The 16,198-nt window shown below is 63.4% G+C and carries 13 protein-coding genes and 1 riboswitch; of the genes, 10 read left to right on the forward strand and 3 right to left on the reverse strand.

Annotation, left to right across the window (positions count from 1 at the left end):
* Positions 1-157: 157 nt before the first annotated feature.
* From LT988_RS12155 to LT988_RS12170, 4 genes are all read left to right on the forward strand, one after another.
* A complete protein-coding gene (locus LT988_RS12155) occupies positions 158-808 on the forward strand; it encodes an SCO family protein (protein ID WP_232410384.1) in 651 nt (216 codons plus the stop codon).
* A gap of 44 nt (positions 809-852) precedes the next feature.
* A complete protein-coding gene (locus LT988_RS12160; protein WP_232410385.1) occupies positions 853-1,311 on the forward strand; it encodes a copper chaperone PCu(A)C in 459 nt (152 codons plus the stop codon).
* 319 nt (positions 1,312-1,630) lie between these two features.
* The gene (locus tag LT988_RS12165) at positions 1,631-2,275 is read left to right on the forward strand and encodes a c-type cytochrome (protein ID WP_232410386.1); all 645 of its coding nucleotides are present in this window, start codon (positions 1,631-1,633) and stop codon (positions 2,273-2,275) included.
* Positions 2,276-2,579: 304 nt separating this feature from the next.
* Positions 2,580-3,341 (forward strand): endonuclease/exonuclease/phosphatase family protein, encoded by a 762-nt coding sequence (locus tag LT988_RS12170; RefSeq protein WP_232410387.1) that lies wholly within the window; start codon positions 2,580-2,582, stop codon positions 3,339-3,341.
* 99 nt (positions 3,342-3,440) lie between these two features.
* On the opposite strand, the gene LT988_RS12175 is transcribed toward LT988_RS12170, so the two are convergent.
* Together LT988_RS12175 and LT988_RS12180 are read right to left on the reverse strand one after the other, a co-directional pair.
* Positions 3,441-4,067, reverse strand: a complete 627-nt coding sequence (locus LT988_RS12175; RefSeq protein ID WP_232410388.1) for a hypothetical protein — start codon at positions 4,065-4,067, stop codon at positions 3,441-3,443.
* Positions 4,068-4,160: 93 nt separating this feature from the next.
* Positions 4,161-6,260, reverse strand: a complete 2,100-nt coding sequence (locus LT988_RS12180; RefSeq protein ID WP_232410389.1) for an EAL domain-containing protein — start codon at positions 6,258-6,260, stop codon at positions 4,161-4,163.
* A 198-nt stretch (positions 6,261-6,458) separates the two neighbouring features.
* Positions 6,459-6,622: riboswitch (TPP riboswitch) on the forward strand.
* A 283-nt stretch (positions 6,623-6,905) separates the two neighbouring features.
* Between LT988_RS12180 and thiC the strand changes: the two genes are divergently transcribed.
* The 5 genes from thiC to LT988_RS12205 all read left to right on the forward strand — a co-directional run bounded on the left by thiC (position 6,906) and on the right by LT988_RS12205 (position 14,765).
* Positions 6,906-8,798: a phosphomethylpyrimidine synthase ThiC gene (thiC, locus tag LT988_RS12185; RefSeq protein ID WP_232410390.1), complete on the forward strand. Its 1,893-nt coding sequence runs from the start codon at positions 6,906-6,908 to the stop codon at positions 8,796-8,798.
* Positions 8,799-8,823: 25 nt separating this feature from the next.
* A complete protein-coding gene (locus LT988_RS12190) occupies positions 8,824-9,639 on the forward strand; it encodes a Cof-type HAD-IIB family hydrolase (RefSeq protein ID WP_232410391.1) in 816 nt (271 codons plus the stop codon).
* A gap of 282 nt (positions 9,640-9,921) precedes the next feature.
* On the forward strand, positions 9,922-11,733 hold the full coding sequence (gene typA / locus LT988_RS12195; RefSeq protein ID WP_232410392.1) for a translational GTPase TypA: 1,812 nt from the start codon (positions 9,922-9,924) through the stop codon (positions 11,731-11,733).
* A gap of 384 nt (positions 11,734-12,117) precedes the next feature.
* Entirely contained in the window at positions 12,118-13,068 is a 951-nt protein-coding gene (pip, locus tag LT988_RS12200) for a prolyl aminopeptidase (RefSeq protein WP_232410393.1), read from the forward strand.
* A 155-nt stretch (positions 13,069-13,223) separates the two neighbouring features.
* On the forward strand, positions 13,224-14,765 hold the full coding sequence (locus LT988_RS12205) for a B12-binding domain-containing radical SAM protein (RefSeq protein ID WP_232410394.1): 1,542 nt from the start codon (positions 13,224-13,226) through the stop codon (positions 14,763-14,765).
* Here the strand turns inward: LT988_RS12205 and LT988_RS12210 are convergent.
* Complete coding sequence (locus LT988_RS12210; RefSeq protein ID WP_232410395.1) at positions 14,737-15,096, reverse strand: hypothetical protein; 360 nt, start codon at positions 15,094-15,096, stop codon at positions 14,737-14,739. The genes LT988_RS12205 and LT988_RS12210 overlap by 29 nt on opposite strands.
* A gap of 67 nt (positions 15,097-15,163) precedes the next feature.
* On the opposite strand from LT988_RS12210, the gene LT988_RS12215 reads away from it, so the two are divergent.
* Entirely contained in the window at positions 15,164-16,198 is a 1,035-nt protein-coding gene (locus LT988_RS12215) for a GNAT family N-acetyltransferase (RefSeq protein WP_232410396.1), read from the forward strand.

Consider the following 16,198-nt stretch of genomic DNA (forward strand, 5'->3'; position numbering starts at 1 on the left):
ACCGCAAAATCGGGGCGAATGGCGCGGCGCACGGGTCCTATCGCACAAAAGCCCGGACCCATCCGGGTCTTCGCCGTATGATTGACGTGCGTCAAGGCGAATCGCACCCCGCTGCCCAAGATGCGGGGATCGACTTTTCCCGGTGGGGCTCCCGATCGTGACGCGAAAGCTGTTGATCATCGTTATCCTGATCCTCGTCGGACTCTTGGCATGGCTGTCGTTTTGGTCCCCGACCGAGGTCGGTATCGATCCGGAGGCGCCGCAACACAATGCACTGGATCTGGCCTCGCCGCCGCAGGGCGGCGACTTCGTCCTCGACTCCGTGAACGGCCCGGTCGCCCTCGCCGATCTGCGCGGCAAGGTCGTCCTGATCTATTTCGGATACACCTGGTGTCCGGACATCTGCCCGACCAACCTGGTGTTGATCGCCGGAGCGCTCAAGGCGCTGACGCCCGAAGAGTTGGAGCGGGTCCGGGTCCTCTTCATCAGTGTCGATCCCGAGCGGGATTCGGCCACGCGGCTCGCCGAGTATAGTGGCTATTTCCACCCCGAGATCCTCGGCCTGACCGGAACGAGCGAGCAAATCGCCGAGGTCGCCAAACTCTACGGTGCAGCCTACCGACGTACCGACCTGGACGATTCGGCGATGGGCTATGTCGTCGATCACTCCGCCTACACCCATGTTGTCGACACGCAAGGTAAGCTCGTGCTCAACCTCGATCATGCCACGCCCTCGACGGATATCGTGGCAGCGATCCGAAACCTGCTGGGATCGAGCCCGTCGACCGAGAATCAGTCCAAACCTTAGCAAGCCGAATCTCGAACCCTGTACCGTCTGTCGGAGGACAAGTCATGCCCGGATACGCATCGCCACTGCTCGCCGCCACGCTCTTCACCGCCCTGTCCTGCTCCGCTCTCGGCGCCGAGGTCTCGATCGGCGATCCCTATGTTCGGGCGGTACCGCCCGGCCAACCGAACAGCGCCGTCTTTATGTCTCTGGAAAACCAAACCGGAACGAGTCAGGCGCTGGTCGGTGCCGAGAGCGCCGTCTCGGAGAGTGTCGAGCTGCACACCCACGTTGAAGAAGGCGGAATGATGCGGATGCGCCGGATCGAGAAGGTCGCGATTCCCGCAGGGGAGACGGTCACCCTGAAACCCGGCGGCCTCCACGTCATGCTCCTCGGCCTCAAACAACCGCTCGAGCCAGGTGAAACGGTCGATCTCACCCTGATCTTCGAAGACGGATCGCGCATGCCCGTTCAGGCCCCGGTGCGCCGCATCGAGGTGCAGATGCAGCAGATGAACCATTGACGGACTGGACCGGCGCCGAGAGACACGAGCATCAAGGCGCGGCGGGGACCGATCCGTCATCGCCGCTCGAACCTGAATACCGTCAATACGCCCATGGCCAAGCGATCCGGATCACAGCGGCGCGGGGCGGAATTATTCGTCTCTTTGTCTGTCTCTGAGCAGGCGAGACAGCGTCATCTCGCCGGACACTTGGCGCCGCTGGTTTGACCCATATGCGGATGTTCTGATATACATCCGTGGATTTTCTCGCCCCCCGACCAGGCCGCCGATCCGCACGAGGCGTCGCGGCCATGAATCACGACCCGATTAGGCATCCTCCATGGTAAAGAATTGGCTGATAACAGTTACGGTGGCAACGGCATTGGTAAGCGGCGCGGTACATGCGTCCGAAGGGCATCAAGCCGCCGCCCCTCAGGTCGGAGACCCGCAAGCCGGCGAGGCGAAGGCCAACGGCGTGTGCATCGCCTGCCACGGCCCCCAGGGCAACAGTATCGTGCCGCTCTGGCCCAAGCTGGCCGGTCAACACCCGGAATATATCGTCAAGCAATTAATGGACTTTAAGGCCGGTCGCCGCGCCAACGAGCAAATGACCCCGATGGCCATGCCCTTGACCGATCAAGAGGTCCTGGATCTCGCCGCCTATTACGCGACCCAGCCCAAGACCCCGGGGGCGGCGGATCCGGAATTGGCAAGTAAGGGCGAATCCATCTACCGCTGGGGCAATCCGGAGACCGGCGTCCCGGCATGCAGCGGATGCCACGGCCCGGCAGGGCAAGGCCAGTCGCTCGCCAAGTTCCCGCGGATTTCGGCGCAGCACGCGGACTACACGAAGCAGACGCTTGAGCATTTCCGCGGCGCGCTGCGTGCCAACGATCCGAACGGGATGATGCGCGGCGCTGCGGCTCGGTTGAGCGATCAGGAGATCGCAGCCGTGTCTCAGTACATCCAAGGCTTGAGCCAATAAGGCGAGCACGACAACCGGGGCGACTCATCGGAGAGTCGCTAACCGACACGGCCGCCTCGCACGTCCCTGCGCGGGCTTTCTTCGATTTCGGAGATTCGTCATCGGAGCACTGGAATCAGGATCACCCGATCGCGGCGTCAGCGGGGACGCCGAGGCTTCGGACGCGCCGAGCGCGTCCGGGCCAACGCATCGGGCCGAGTCGATAGACGGCGTCGATCCGATCGATGTCGTGCCCGGCCATGCACACCACCAAACCGTTTCCCGGGCCTCTTCCCTCTCCACCGCCCCACAGCGCCTCAAGCTGTTGAGTTTCAATGTCCAGGCCGGGATCTACTCGCGCCGCTACAGCGATTATTTCACCAACAGCTGGAAGCACATTCTTCCGCACCCCGAGCGACTGGCCAACCTCACCCGGATCGCGCAGCTGTTGCATCAGTTTGACCTGGTGGGCCTGCAGGAGGTCGATGCCGGCTCACTGCGCAGCGCCTATATCGATCAGATCCAGTATCTGGCTCGCCACGGCGCCTTCCCGCACTGGTATGGGCAGGTCAACCGCAACCTCGGACCTTTCGCACAGCACAGCAACGGGCTGCTCAGCCGCCTGCGTCCGCAGCAGATAACCGAGCACAAGCTCCCCGGACTCCCGGGACGCGGCGCCGTGGTGGCGGAGTTCGGTCTTTCGGACCACGAAACCCTCGCCGTAGCGATCGTGCATCTGGCCCTCGGTTGGCGCGCACGGCGGCGGCAACTCGATTACCTGGTCTCCCTGTCCGAGCAACACCCCTATCTCGTGATCATGGGTGACTTCAACTGCGGGTGTGACTCGAAAGGACTTCGGGCCATGGTCCAGAAGGCCGACATGCGCGGTCTGGATTGCGAGCTGAAGACCTTCCCGAGCTGGCGTCCGAAGCACAATCTGGATCACATCCTCGTCTCTCGGCCGCTCCGCGTGCTCACCGCCCGCGTGGTCGATTACGCCTTATCGGATCACCTTCCGATCAGCATGACGATCGAATTGCCCGAAGGCGCTTCCTTCTCGGCGGGCGAGGCCGATACAACGCGCTGAATCAGGGCGCGCCGGGCCTGTATCACCACCCCGGAGCCAGGTTTGGGAGCGCCGCCGATCATCATCCAGCACGCCTCGCCGCCGACTACTCCCGCCGGTTCAATCCTGCACGTAAAGATAGCGCCACGCACAGCCGCTCTCGCGCTCGAGCAGATCGAGAAATGCCTCCGTCGGCACCGCCTCGCCGGGAAAGATCTCCTCGACCTGGATGAGCAGTCGCGCAAAGCCGCCCTGCTGCTTCCAATCCCAAGACCAAATCGGGCGAGACTCACCGCAACTCGGGCAGACCACGGATGAATCCTGTCGATCCCAGCCGTGGGTTCTAGTCGATTGCTCGAATTGCGCGACACGCAGCGGCCAATCGCTCAAGCGGGTGCGGCAACCGGGACAACGCGGTGCACGGGTATTGCGGCCGTGACACCAGCGCAGATGTGCCGAAGCCGGCGGGACCACGACGTGACAAAAGGGGTCGCCCGCCTGCGGATCGCTCGCAATCGCGACGGCGCAGCCGACAAAGGAAATCAGCGCGGAGAACTCGGCGCCCACACGATAGGCGCACTCGCGATCCGGGATGCGATCCGCGATGAACCCCGCCTCGGACAGGATGCCAACGATCCGGTCCCGATCCGGACACGCCACTGCTTCACGAGGCGCAAGAATCAACCGACCCACGTGACGAGGCGGAGGAGCAACATCCGCGACAGGCATCGGATCATTCCGCGTCATGGCATGGCACCCTCCATCCGCGCCGTCCGTTGATTCCGAGATGTGCGCATTCCTGTGTCGTTCCCGCACATCGCCCGTCGCGCGCGAGCCGATTCAGATGTCGTCCGCGGACTGATGGAAATCGTAGCTCAACTCGCTGCTCGGCATCTGGACCGAGTTGCCTTGAATGTAGTCGGGCCGACAATTCCAGACCCGTGTAATCGTGGCCGGATCCTCGATTCCGGCCGCGATGACGGACGCGCCATTGGTTCTGATCTCCTGCACCACATGAAGCAGCTCGGCCGGATCCGCGTTGATGAGTGTCGCGAACGAGAGCTTGGCAAGGGCGACCGGCAGGTCCGCAAGCAGCTCCAGATCCGCCGCATCGCCCGAGACGTTGGCGACGCAGACCTGAATACCGTACTTGCGCAAAACATCGACAAGCGGCTTGGCCGCGCCCAAGTGCTCTCGAACGTCGTGCATCTGGAATTGAAGCAACGGGCGGCGCCGGATAAGGTTGCGCCGGACCATCTGCTCGCGAAACCAGGGGAGCCATCCTTCCGCCGCAACCGAAGCGACCGTTTGATGGATCAAGAGACGCAACTTCGGATGCGTCTTGCGCTGTGCATCCATGACATCGAGTGAGTGCTCCAGCACCCAACGATCAATCCTCGTCATCAATCCGCCGCGCTCGACCACAGGTAGAAAATCGGCGGCAGGCACGTGCTCCCCGTCAAGCGTGCGCAACCGCAGCTGTACCTCGTAGAGCTCCCCGACGTTCGCCCCGAGCGAGACGATCGGCTGAAACATCAACAGCAGACCGTCGCGATTGACGGCGGTGTCGACCAGCTGCTTGAGCAAACGCTCATAGTCCGAGCCGCGATCGGGGGCGATGACCGGGGTCCAGACACGCACCCGATTACCACCCACCTGCCGAGCGCGCGCCACGGTGGTTCGGCTGCGCGAAACCATCGTAATGGCGTCATCCGCGGGAGGCTCAAAGAGCCCGATTCCGATCGTCACGGTGAGCGAGAGCCGTTTGTCCTCAACCCGAAGCTTGGTGGCGCCGAAGGTACGCAGGATCTGCTCTCCGAGCCCATCCAAAGCCTCGCGGGTCGCCCGTCGAGCCAACACGGCAAAGGTGAAGTCATCCAGACGGACGGCGCACTCCTGCGGGGCGAGTTGGGTGACGAGCTTCTCCTCGAGCTGGCGCAACAACCGCTCCATGCCCTCGACACCCAACGCCTTGGAGATGTCCTGAAACCGATCCAGTTCGATCAGAAGAAGTCCGGCGCCGGGCGAGTGCGCCTCCGGTTCCTGAACCACGCGATCGAGACCACGCAGAAATGCCTCCTTCGAGAGCAACCCTGTGAGGGCGTCGCTGCGCTCTTCACTAACCCGACGCCCCTTGAGCAAGCGCGACATGCGGATGCGATGCTCGATCGCGCCGATCAGCTGCTCGCGCTGGATCGGCTTGGCGATAAAGCTGTCGCCCCCGACCCGCAGCGCTTCCAGTTGCTTGTCCGGATCGGTCTCTGCGGAGAGAAAGATGATGGGTGTGTCGAAGTAGTCGCCGTGATCCCGGATGATCGCCGTCAACTCGGTCCCGCTCGCATCCGGCATATAGAGATCCATCAGGACGAGATCCGGCTGAGCCTCTTGCATCTTCCGGAGGATCTCCAGGGGTCGATCGACGATATGCGGCTCCATCCCCGCCTTGCTCAGCAGCAACGCGATGTATTTGGCCTGCAGCGGGTCGTCTTCGACCACCAGGATTCGGGGTTGGCTACCCCTGGCCGGGCCGCTCAACTCGATGAGACGCTTCGCCAAGTCGGGTAGTGCGATCGGGGTCGGAAAATAGCCGCGGGCACCGGCGCGCATGACCTCGAGCCGCGTCTCGATGTTCTCCGCGTCGGCGATACAGACCACCTCGGGTCTCTTGGGTCCGGTGCCGGGCAGAGTCTCCGCCGGAGTCCCCGCCAGGCGCTCGATCAAACCGGATGGACCGGTGCCGGATGCCATGTAGCGCAGATCGAGTATCAGTGCCCCGGGACGCGTCCGCCCGAGGGCAGCCTCGAGCGCTTCGAGCTCCCCAAAGGCATCGAGCTGCAACCCGGCCTGCCGAATCAGACTCGCGAGCCCGGCCTGCAGTGCCGAATCGCCGCCGAGGTAGAAGATCCTGTTTTCGGAAGTCGCAAAATCTGCTTCGGTCATGATCGAAAGCGCCTCGGTGGGGCGTCGAGAGATCCTGTCTGCCGTGGCGTGGTCTGAAACCGTCGACACGAGCAGACTTCCTTGAGTCCCGCTTCAGGATCGGCAGCCCGAGCCCAAAGGTCAAGCAAAAGCCGGCATGCGGCACACCTTGCGTTCGATCGGGTTGAAATCCCGGCGGCCTTTCGTTAGTTTCAATCGACATGCTGCTGGGGGTGTCCGGCACGCGTGACCCCACCCGAACAGGCTGCCTGTCGATCGACCGGTGCCGCTTGCGTTCTCGATGGCGTCACGCGGCGGGCTGAGAAAGACCCTTCGAACCTGATCCGGATCATGCCGACGCAGGAAAGCAGGCGACGAGGACGGATCATGAGGCGCGGGTCTCGAGTGATGACGCCGCCCTCCGGGGAACGCCTTTGTGCACCCGGCACGACGATCCGGTCAGTGTATCGCATGAGCCCCGCGGGCTCTCGGTTCCTGCCGCCTCGACTCGGGATCCGCATCGATCCCGACCACCCCGCCTCTCCTCCTGCCGGATGGCGTCGATCATCGTCCGCCTTCATGCGTTCGGGCCGCAGCCTATACAGCCGATCCGGCCCCATATCATCGGCGCCACCATACGCTACGCGTCCGTCGAGAGGAGATTCCATGAGCGCCATCCCACAGGCCTTCGTCCAGAAGACCGCCGAGCTGTCCGACGAGGTTACGCGGCCCTTTCCAAGCTCGCGCAAGATCTATGTGACGGGTTCGCGTCGGGACCTGCGCGTCCCCATGCGCGAGATCACGCTAAGCCCGACGCAGACCAACGAAGGGAGCGAAGAGAATCCGCCCGTCATGGTGTACGACACCTCGGGGCCCTACACGGACCCGACGGCGCACATTGACCTCCTCGCCGGCCTGGCCGATCTGCGCAGCACCTGGATCGAAGAGCGCGACGACACCGAGCTGCTCGGCGGACCCACCTCCGCCTTCGGGCGCGAGCGCCAATCCGACCCGCGGCTCGCACATCTGCGCTTCGAGCACATCCGCACCCCGCGTCGCGCCAAACCGGGACGTAACGTCACTCAGATGCACTATGCCCGAGCGGGCATCGTCACCCCGGAGATGGAATTCGTCGCCATCCGCGAGAACATGCGCTTGGATGAGCTGCGCGCAGACCCCCGCTACGCAAAGCTCCTGCGCCAGCATCGCGGCCACTCCTTCGGCGCCGACTTGCCCGAGGCCATCACCCCCGAATTCATCCGCGACGAGGTCGCCCGCGGGCGTGCCATTATCCCGGCCAACATCAACCACCCCGAGCTCGAGCCCATGATCATCGGGCGCAACTTCCGGGTGAAGATCAACACCAATATCGGCAACTCGGCCGTCACCTCCAGCATTGAGGAAGAGGTCGAGAAGATGGTCTGGTCGGCACGCTGGGGCGGCGACACCTTAATGGATCTCTCCACCGGCAAGAACATCCACGAGACCCGCGAGTGGATCCTGCGCAACGCGCCTGTGCCCATCGGCACCGTGCCCATCTACCAGGCACTCGAAAAGGTCGACGGCAAGCCCGAGGAGCTGACCTGGGAGATGTTCCGCGACACCCTGATCGAGCAGGCCGAACAGGGCGTGGACTATTTCACCATCCATGCCGGCGTGCTGTTGCGCTATGTCCCGCTGACCGCGGAGCGTCTCACCGGCATCGTCTCGCGCGGCGGCTCCATCCTGGCCAAGTGGTGTCTTGCCCACCATAAGGAGAATTTTCTCTACACACACTTCGACGACATCTGCGAGATCATGAAGGCCTACGACGTCTCCTTCAGCTTGGGAGATGGGCTGCGACCGGGCTCGATCGCCGATGCCAACGACGCCGCCCAGTTCGCGGAGCTGGAGACTTTGGGCGAGCTGACCAAGCGCGCCTGGGAGCACGATGTCCAGGTCATGATCGAAGGCCCCGGCCATGTGCCGCTGCAGATGATCGAGGAGAACGTGACCAAGGAGCTCCGAGACTGCTACGAGGCGCCCTTCTACACCCTCGGCCCGCTGATCACGGACATCGCCCCGGCCTACGACCACATCACCTCCGGCATCGGTGCGGCCAACATCGGCTGGTACGGCACCGCCATGCTCTGCTATGTCACACCCAAGGAGCATCTGGGCCTGCCCGATAAGCAGGACGTGCGCGACGGCATCGTCACCTACAAGATCGCCGCCCATGGCGCAGATCTCGCCAAGGGACTGCCCGGCGCGCAGATCCGCGACAATGCGCTATCGAAGGCACGCTTCGAGTTCCGTTGGGAGGACCAGTTCAACCTCTCGCTGGATCCCGAGCGTGCACGTGAATTCCACGACCAGACCATGCCGCACGAGTCGCACAAGGTCGCCCACTTCTGCTCCATGTGCGGACCGCATTTCTGCTCGATGAAGATTACGCAAGACGTTCGCGACTATGCCTTGGCACATCGGCTCGACGACGTGGAGATCGCCATTGAAGAGGGCATGAGGGAGAAGGCGAGCGAGTTCAGAAAAGAAGGGGCGCAGATCTACAAGGCCGTCTGAGCCGGATGCGCTCGGGGCGCTGAGCATGTCCAGTCCCGCCCCGTGCAGGCTTGTCGTCTGCGACCTCGACGGCACGCTCCTCACGCCGGAGCACCGCTTGGGAGATTACTCCCGCTCGGTGCTCACGCGCCTGCGCGCTCGGGGGGTCGAGATCATGCTCGCGTCCGGCCGGCATTTTCAGGACATCCGTTTGCTGTCCGAAGCACTCGGCGGCAACGGCTGTCTGATCTCTTCGAACGGGGCCGCCGTCCATGATCATCAGGCGCGTCTGTTGCAGCGCAGCCCGATCGATCCAGAGTGCGTTCGTTTCTTGATCGGCGACCCTGTCTTCCGAGCGGTTCACGTGAACGTCTACCGCAGCGAGGACTGGCTGGTGGAACGCCCGGAACCGGATCTGCTCCGGTATCACCGTGATTCCGGCTTTCACTACCAGATCGCGGATCTCGACGCCTTGGTGCCGGACGACGTCCTCAAGGTCTTCTATTACGGTGAGCCATCCGAGCTGAAACGGCTGGAGACCCTCATCGCGGAGCGTATCGGGGATCGCGTGTCCACGACCTTCTCGCTGCCGGTAACCCTGGAGGTCATGGCGGCCGGGGTCTCCAAGGGTGCGGCTCTCGCGCACGTTGTGGAGCGCATGGGAATCGCGCTCTCCGAGGTCATCGCCTTCGGCGACGGCATGAACGATCGCGAGTTGTTGAGCTTGGCCGGAATCGGCATCCTCATGACCAACGCCGATCCGCGCCTCAAGGACGCACTGCCGCACCTGGAGCAGATTGGGAGCAACCGTGAAGAATCGGTCGCCCGTTACCTGGAGGCCCGGTTCGGCATCGATCACTGAGCCCCGTCGGCCGCAGCAGGATCCGCAACGAGCCGCTTCGCTGTCATGGCCCGAAGGGCGTTCGCTGCCGCGGCCCGAACACGTTAGAGAAAACATCGACGAGCACATGCGGCCATGACCAACCCGCACCTCTCGCAGCATTCCGAGCCTGTTGCTTCGATCACCGAATATTCCCGGGCGTAGGGTATATACTGTCACGCTGGCTCGGTACACCGATTTTCCGCTCGAGCCGAACCCATCGCCCGACCCGACCCCGATTTCATTTTCTCCGGAGCTCCACTCGTGATCGAGACGTTACGCAATATCGCCATCATCGCCCATGTCGATCATGGCAAGACCACGTTGGTGGACAAGCTGCTGCAGCAATCCGGCACGCTCGGGGATCGGTTCGGGCCGGTCGAGCGGGTGATGGACTCCAACGCGCTGGAGAAGGAGCGCGGCATCACCATCACATCGAAAAACACCGCGCTGCGCTGGCGCGACTACCGGATCAACATCGTCGACACGCCCGGCCATGCCGACTTCGGCGGCGAGGTCGAGCGCGTGCTTTCGATGGTCGACTCGGTGTTGCTGTTGGTCGATGCCCAGGAGGGGCCGATGCCGCAGACCCGCTTCGTCACCAGCAAGGCCTTCCAACATGGCTTGCGCCCGATCGTCGTCATCAACAAGATCGACCGCCCCGGCGCCCGCCCCGACTGGGTTATCGACCAGGTCTTCGATCTCTTCGACCGGCTCGGCGCGAGCGACGAGCAGCTCGATTTTCCGATCATCTACGCCTCGGCCCTGAACGGCTATGCCGGGCTGGACAACGAGGTTCGCGAGGGCGACATGACGCCGCTCTTCGAGGCGATTGTGGAGCACTGCCCGGCGCCCGAGGTGGATCCGGATTCGCCCTTCCAAATGCAGATCTCCACGCTTGACTACAGCTCCTTCGTCGGGGCAATCGCGCTCGGGCGGATCCGTCACGGCAGCGTGCGGCCCAATCAGCAGATCGTCGTGGTCAAGCCTGACGGCGGGCGCTATAAGGCGAAGGTCGGCATCGTCTACGGCTATCTCGGGCTGGAGCGCCATGAAGTCCCGCTCGCCACAGCCGGAGACATCGTCGCCCTGACCGGCATCGAGGCGCCGAACGTCTCGGACACACTTTGTCACCCGGATCACGCCGAGGCACTGCCACCGCTCACCGTCGACGAGCCGACCGTAACCATGACCTTCCAGGTCAACACCTCGCCTTTCGCCGGGCGTGACGGCAAGTACCTGACCTCGCGCCAGCTCAAGGACCGCCTCGAGCGGGAGCTGATCCACAACGTGGCCCTGCGGGTCGAAGAAGGCAACGATCCGGAGAAGTTCCGCGTCTCCGGTCGCGGCGAGCTGCATCTGTCGATCCTCCTCGAGACCATGCGCCGCGAGGGATACGAGCTGGCTGTCTCACGCCCCGAGGTCATCTTCCGCGAGATCGACGGACAGATCTGCGAGCCTTACGAGCAGCTCACGGTCGACGTGGAGGAGACATCCCAAGGCGCGATCATGCAGGCGCTCGGCGAGCGGCGCGGCGAGCTCAAGGACATGGTTCCGGACGGCAAGGGCCGGGTGCGCCTGGACTACGAGGTCCCGTCGCGCGGCCTGATCGGTTTTCAAACCGATTTCATGTCCATGACCTCCGGCACCGGGCTGAAGTATCACATCTTCGACCGCTATCGGCCCGCCAATCCGGGCGGCATCGCCCCGCGTCGCAACGGCGCACTCATCTCCAACGGCACCGGCAAGGCACTCGGCTATGCGCTCTTCAGCCTGCAGGAGCGCGGGCGCATGATGGTTTCCCCGGGCGACGAGGTCTACGAAGGCCAGGTGGTCGGGATCCACTCGCGCGACAATGATCTCACCGTCAACCCGCTCAAGGCCAAGCAGCTGACCAACATCCGCGCCGCCGGCTCGGACGAGAACATCCTGCTGACCCCTCCGGTGAAGTTCACCTTGGAACAGGCACTGGAGTTCATCGAAGACGACGAGCTTGTCGAGATCACCCCCACGGCGATCCGCGTGCGCAAGCGGCATCTCACCGAGAACGACCGCAAGCGGGCCAGTCGCACCTAAACCGCGTCCGGAGCAACAGGTGGGGTTCGAGGGTGAATTCAGCCTCGTCACGACAACCGGCGACGGCTGTACGCGGTTTAGGGTAGAGACGACGAATAATCGCGACACGGCTGTCGCGGCTCGGCGTCCGGAGCCGAGGTGATTTCCGGGAAAGGATCGCCCGGCGTGTAGGGGCGACTTCATTCGCTCCTACTACAGTCCCTACAGGTCGTCCGGGCATGCACAGTCGGGATGCCTATTCTCGGAAATCGCCCTAGAGCCGAGAGCTTACGGCTCTTTGCTAGGCCCAAGGATGATCGCTGGCGGCTGGCGGCTGGCGGCTGGCGGCTGGCGGCTGGCGGCTGGCGGCTGAACCGTAACAAATCACACCATCGAAGAACCCCAATGCCCGATCTCTATCGCCCCGTCGAGCCCTTTGCGACCCATACGCTGGACGTCGACCACGATCATCACCTCTATGTCGAGGAGTGCGGACGGCCCGACGGCATCCCCGCGATCTTTCTGCACGGCGGCCCCGGCGCGGGTTGCGAGCCGGCCCATCGCGCCTTCTTCGACCCGCAGCGGTATCGCGTGATCCTGTTCGATCAGCGCGGCTGCGGACGCTCGGCACCCCACGCGTCCCTGACGGCCAACACGACCCATGATCTCGTCGCCGACATCGAGCGCATCCGCGAACGACTCGGGATCGATCGTTGGCTGGTCTTCGGCGGCTCTTGGGGCTCGACACTCGCCCTGGCCTATGCGGAGACCCATCCCGAACGTGTCACCACGTTGGTGGTGCGCGGGATCTTTCTCTGTCGCGACGAAGAGATTCGTTGGTTCTATCAAGAGGGTGCGAGCTGGATCTACCCGGACTATTGGGAGCAGTTTCTCGCCCCGATCCCGATCGAGGAGCGCGGCGACCTGCTCTCGGCCTATCACAAACGTTTGACCGGTGAAGATGCGTCAAACCGTCTTGCGGCGGCGCAGGCCTGGTCGGTCTGGGAGGGACGCACCGCGACCCTGCGGGCAAATCCGGACATCGAGGCGCATTTCGCCCACCCGCATGTTGCCTTGAGCCTGGCGCGGATCGAGTGCCACTATTTCATGAATCGGGCGTTTCTCCGACCGAATCAGCTGCTCGAAGAGGCGCACCGTCTCCGAGACATCCCGGGCGTCATCATCCAAGGCCGTTACGACACCATCTGCCCGATGCGCTCGGCTTGGGATCTCCATCACGCCTGGCCGACGGCCGAGTTTCAGGTGATCGCCGATGCCGGTCATTCGGCCTTCGAGCCCGGCATCCGCATGGCCTTGGTGGCGGCGGCCGACCGCTTTGCCGATGCACTCGGTTGAGATCCGATAGAGACAAGCTTGGGTCGCCCTGGCGATTTCCGGACGTCAGCATCCGGGCTGAGCACGCCCGCGAGGGGCGACCTCAGGCCCCGCCATCTCGGTCGATCCGTTCCTGAACATCACTTTGACCGATCTGCCGAGCCAGGAGCCTCTGCATGCCGACGCCGGTCGTCCTCGCCACACTGAACGCTCGCTATGCGCATGCCTCGCTGGCGTTGCGCTATCTGCGTGCGAATTTGGGGCCGCTGCGCGAGGCCAGCATGCTGTGCGAATTCGTACTGGGGGCGGCACCCGAGGAGGTCGTCGAACAGCTGCTGACCGAACGACCGCGGATCGTGGGATTGTCCGTCTATATTTGGAACGTCGCGCCTTTGACGCGTGTCGTCGCCTTGCTCAAGGAGACCGCCCCGGATGTGGTGGTCGTGCTCGGCGGTCCGGAGGTGAGTCACGAGGTCGAGTCCCAACGGATCTGTGCGCTGGCGGACTACGTGGTGACGGGCTGGGGCGAGGTGACCTTCGCACGGCTGGCGCGCACGATCATGGACGGACAGCGGCCCGCGGAGAAGGTGCATGCCGGGGAGCAGCCGCCGCTCGAAGGGATCCGCTTTCCCTACGATGAGTTCTCGGACGAGGACCTGCGGCGGCGCAATCTTTACCTCGAGGCGTCGCGCGGCTGTCCCTTCACGTGCGCCTTCTGCCTGTCGGCGCTGGATCGGACCGCTTGGCCGTTTCCGCTCGAGCCGCTGATCGCGGAGCTCGAGCGGCTGTATGCGCGCGGTGCTCGCCGGTTCAAGTTCGTCGACCGGACATTCAACCTCAAGATCGATCACGCCTCGGCGATCCTGGGGTTCTTTCTGGACCGTATTCGCGAACGCCCGGACGATCTGCCCTTTCTGCATTTCGAGCTCGTCCCGGATCATCTGCCGGCGCGGCTGAAGGGGATGCTCGCGGCGTTTCCGGCGGGCACGCTTCAGTTGGAAGTCGGCGTGCAGACCTTCAATCCCGAGGTGCAGATGCTGATCTCGCGGCGTCAGAATGATGTGCAGGCCGAGGCCAATCTGCGCTGGCTGCACGCACATACGACCGCGCATCTGCACACCGATCTCATCATCGGCCTGCCGGGCGAGGACCCGGCCTCATTCGCGGCCGGCTTCGACCGGTTGATGCGGATCGGGCCGCATGAAATCCAGGTCGGGATTCTCAAGCGGCTCCGCGGTGCGCCGGTCTGCCGACACGTCGAGCGTTTCGGGTTGATCTTCAGCCCGGAACCGCCGTACAGCCTGCTCGCGAGCGATCGTATCGACCAAGCGACCCTGCAGCGACTGACCCGGTTCGCGCGCTATTGGGATCTGGTAGGCAACTCGGGGCGCTTCAGGCTGACGCTGCCCCTCCTGCTCGGCGATGCGCCCTTCGAGCACTTTCTCGTTTGGTCAGACTGGTTCTACGCGCACTCGGGCAAAACACACGGCATCCCGCTCGAGCATCTTTACGAGGGCCTGCACGCCTGGCTATCGCTGCAGGGCTTAGCGGAGTCGGCCACCGAGGCTTTGCGCAACGATTATGCCGCCTGCGGTGCGCGTGGACGCCTATCGTTCGACCCCACGCGGAGGATTCCGCCGCCGACACCGAAGGCCGAGGGGACGCTGCCGACGCGCCAGGCGCGTCATCTCAGACCTCGGACGCGTTCCAGTTGTTGAATGCGAGAAGCCAGGATGAGATGCCCGGATTGGCGGCGCCTTCGGCTTGCAGGGCCTCGCCGATCTCGATCATCAGCTCCCGAAACTCGCGGACCTCACGACGCCAAACCGCCTCGGGCAGACCGGGATTGTCGGCCATGGTCTCGGCCGCCAGGGAGCCGGCGCCGGCCCACCAGTCGTTTCCGTTCAGTCGGCGCAGTACCTGCCCGGGCGCTTGCCGGAACCGGACCAGGTGATCAGCGACCTCAAGCGCACGTGGATGCCCGATGCGCTGAAGCAGCTCGGCAAGACGGCCAAGGGCGGACAGCAGTTGGTTCCGGGACTCATGCATGGTTACACCTCACGGGTTCCTGAGATATCGTGCACGACCAAACGCGCTTGGAGCAGGGCCATACCCAATGAGCACCGAACTGTCGATTCGAACGATCGCAAAGAGCGATTATCCGACGTGGAATCAATTCGTCGCCGATTCGCCATCGGGAAGCGTTTATGCGCTTCCAGCCTATTTGGATGTGTTGTGCAGCGTGACCAACGCCAGATTCAGCATCTTCGGCCTGTTCAAGGGTAGCGAATTAGTCGGCGGCATGCCGCTGTATTTATCGCGATTCGGTCCTGGCTGGATAGCCGCCAACCGGCTGCTGCTCTATTACCACAGCCCGGTGATTCGCGAGTATTCCACGAAAGTCCCATATGAACGCACGTCCCGTCAGCTTGCGATCATGCAGAGACTGGAGTCCCATCTACGGGCGTTTGACTGCCTTCACTTGCTGCTGCATGTGCGGCACCCCATTGAAGACGCTCGCACGTTTCTATCCAAAGGATGGGACGTTCAGCCGAACTACAGCTACGTGGTGGATATCGCCGACCTGCAATCTGCCTGGGAGCGGGTGAATCAGAATCTTCGCCGCCTGATCGATCGGGCAACAAAAAACGGCCTCACCGTCACGGATGACGACGATTTTGATAGCTTTTATCGCCTGCACATCGACACACATCGTCGCAAAGGCGCGCCGATTTATCTGAAGGAGCCGGCATTTCGCCGCTACTTCCAGGCATTGAAAGCACAGAATCTGTGCAGGCTTTACCACGCTCGACTGCCCAACGGCGAGTCGGTCGCGACGCAACTGGTGCTGACCGGAGGACACCCGGTCAGTCACACCGTTTGTGCCGGGGCAGATCCCGACCATCTGAAGCTTGGCAGCACACCTTTTTTGCGCTGGAAGGCATTTGAAGCGCTGTCGGCGCTCGGCTATTCAGGAAACGATCTCACCGATGCGGCGTTGAACGACGTCACCCGTTTCAAGGGGCAGCTTGGCGGGGAGCTCGTCCAAAACTGGTTGTTGACCCGGCCGGGCAATCGTCTCTTCAGACTCTACCGCGCAACCCGACAGGCAACTCGGCGCCTGAAGAGTGCCCTCAGGCGACTGCGTTAG

The sequence above is a fragment of the Thiocapsa bogorovii genome (genome assembly GCF_021228795.1).
GTDB lineage: Bacteria > Pseudomonadota > Gammaproteobacteria > Chromatiales > Chromatiaceae > Thiocapsa > Thiocapsa bogorovii.

Bases quoted from the DNA above. Each gene is read 5' to 3' on its own strand.
- LT988_RS12215 (WP_232410396.1), top strand. From the start codon at position 15,164: ATGAGCACCGAACTGTCGATTCGAACGATCGCAAAGAGCGATTATCCG.
- LT988_RS12190 (WP_232410391.1), top strand. From the start codon at position 8,824: ATGTCCAGTCCCGCCCCGTGCAGGCTTGTCGTCTGCGACCTCGACGGC.
- pip (WP_232410393.1), top strand. From the start codon at position 12,118: ATGCCCGATCTCTATCGCCCCGTCGAGCCCTTTGCGACCCATACGCTG.
- LT988_RS12205 (WP_232410394.1), top strand. From the start codon at position 13,224: ATGCCGACGCCGGTCGTCCTCGCCACACTGAACGCTCGCTATGCGCAT.
- thiC (WP_232410390.1), top strand. From the start codon at position 6,906: ATGAGCGCCATCCCACAGGCCTTCGTCCAGAAGACCGCCGAGCTGTCC.
- LT988_RS12210 (WP_232410395.1), bottom strand. From the start codon at position 15,096: ATGCATGAGTCCCGGAACCAACTGCTGTCCGCCCTTGGCCGTCTTGCC.
- LT988_RS12160 (WP_232410385.1), top strand. From the start codon at position 853: ATGCCCGGATACGCATCGCCACTGCTCGCCGCCACGCTCTTCACCGCC.
- LT988_RS12165 (WP_232410386.1), top strand. From the start codon at position 1,631: ATGGTAAAGAATTGGCTGATAACAGTTACGGTGGCAACGGCATTGGTA.
- LT988_RS12175 (WP_232410388.1), bottom strand. From the start codon at position 4,067: ATGACGCGGAATGATCCGATGCCTGTCGCGGATGTTGCTCCTCCGCCT.
- LT988_RS12180 (WP_232410389.1), bottom strand. From the start codon at position 6,260: ATGACCGAAGCAGATTTTGCGACTTCCGAAAACAGGATCTTCTACCTC.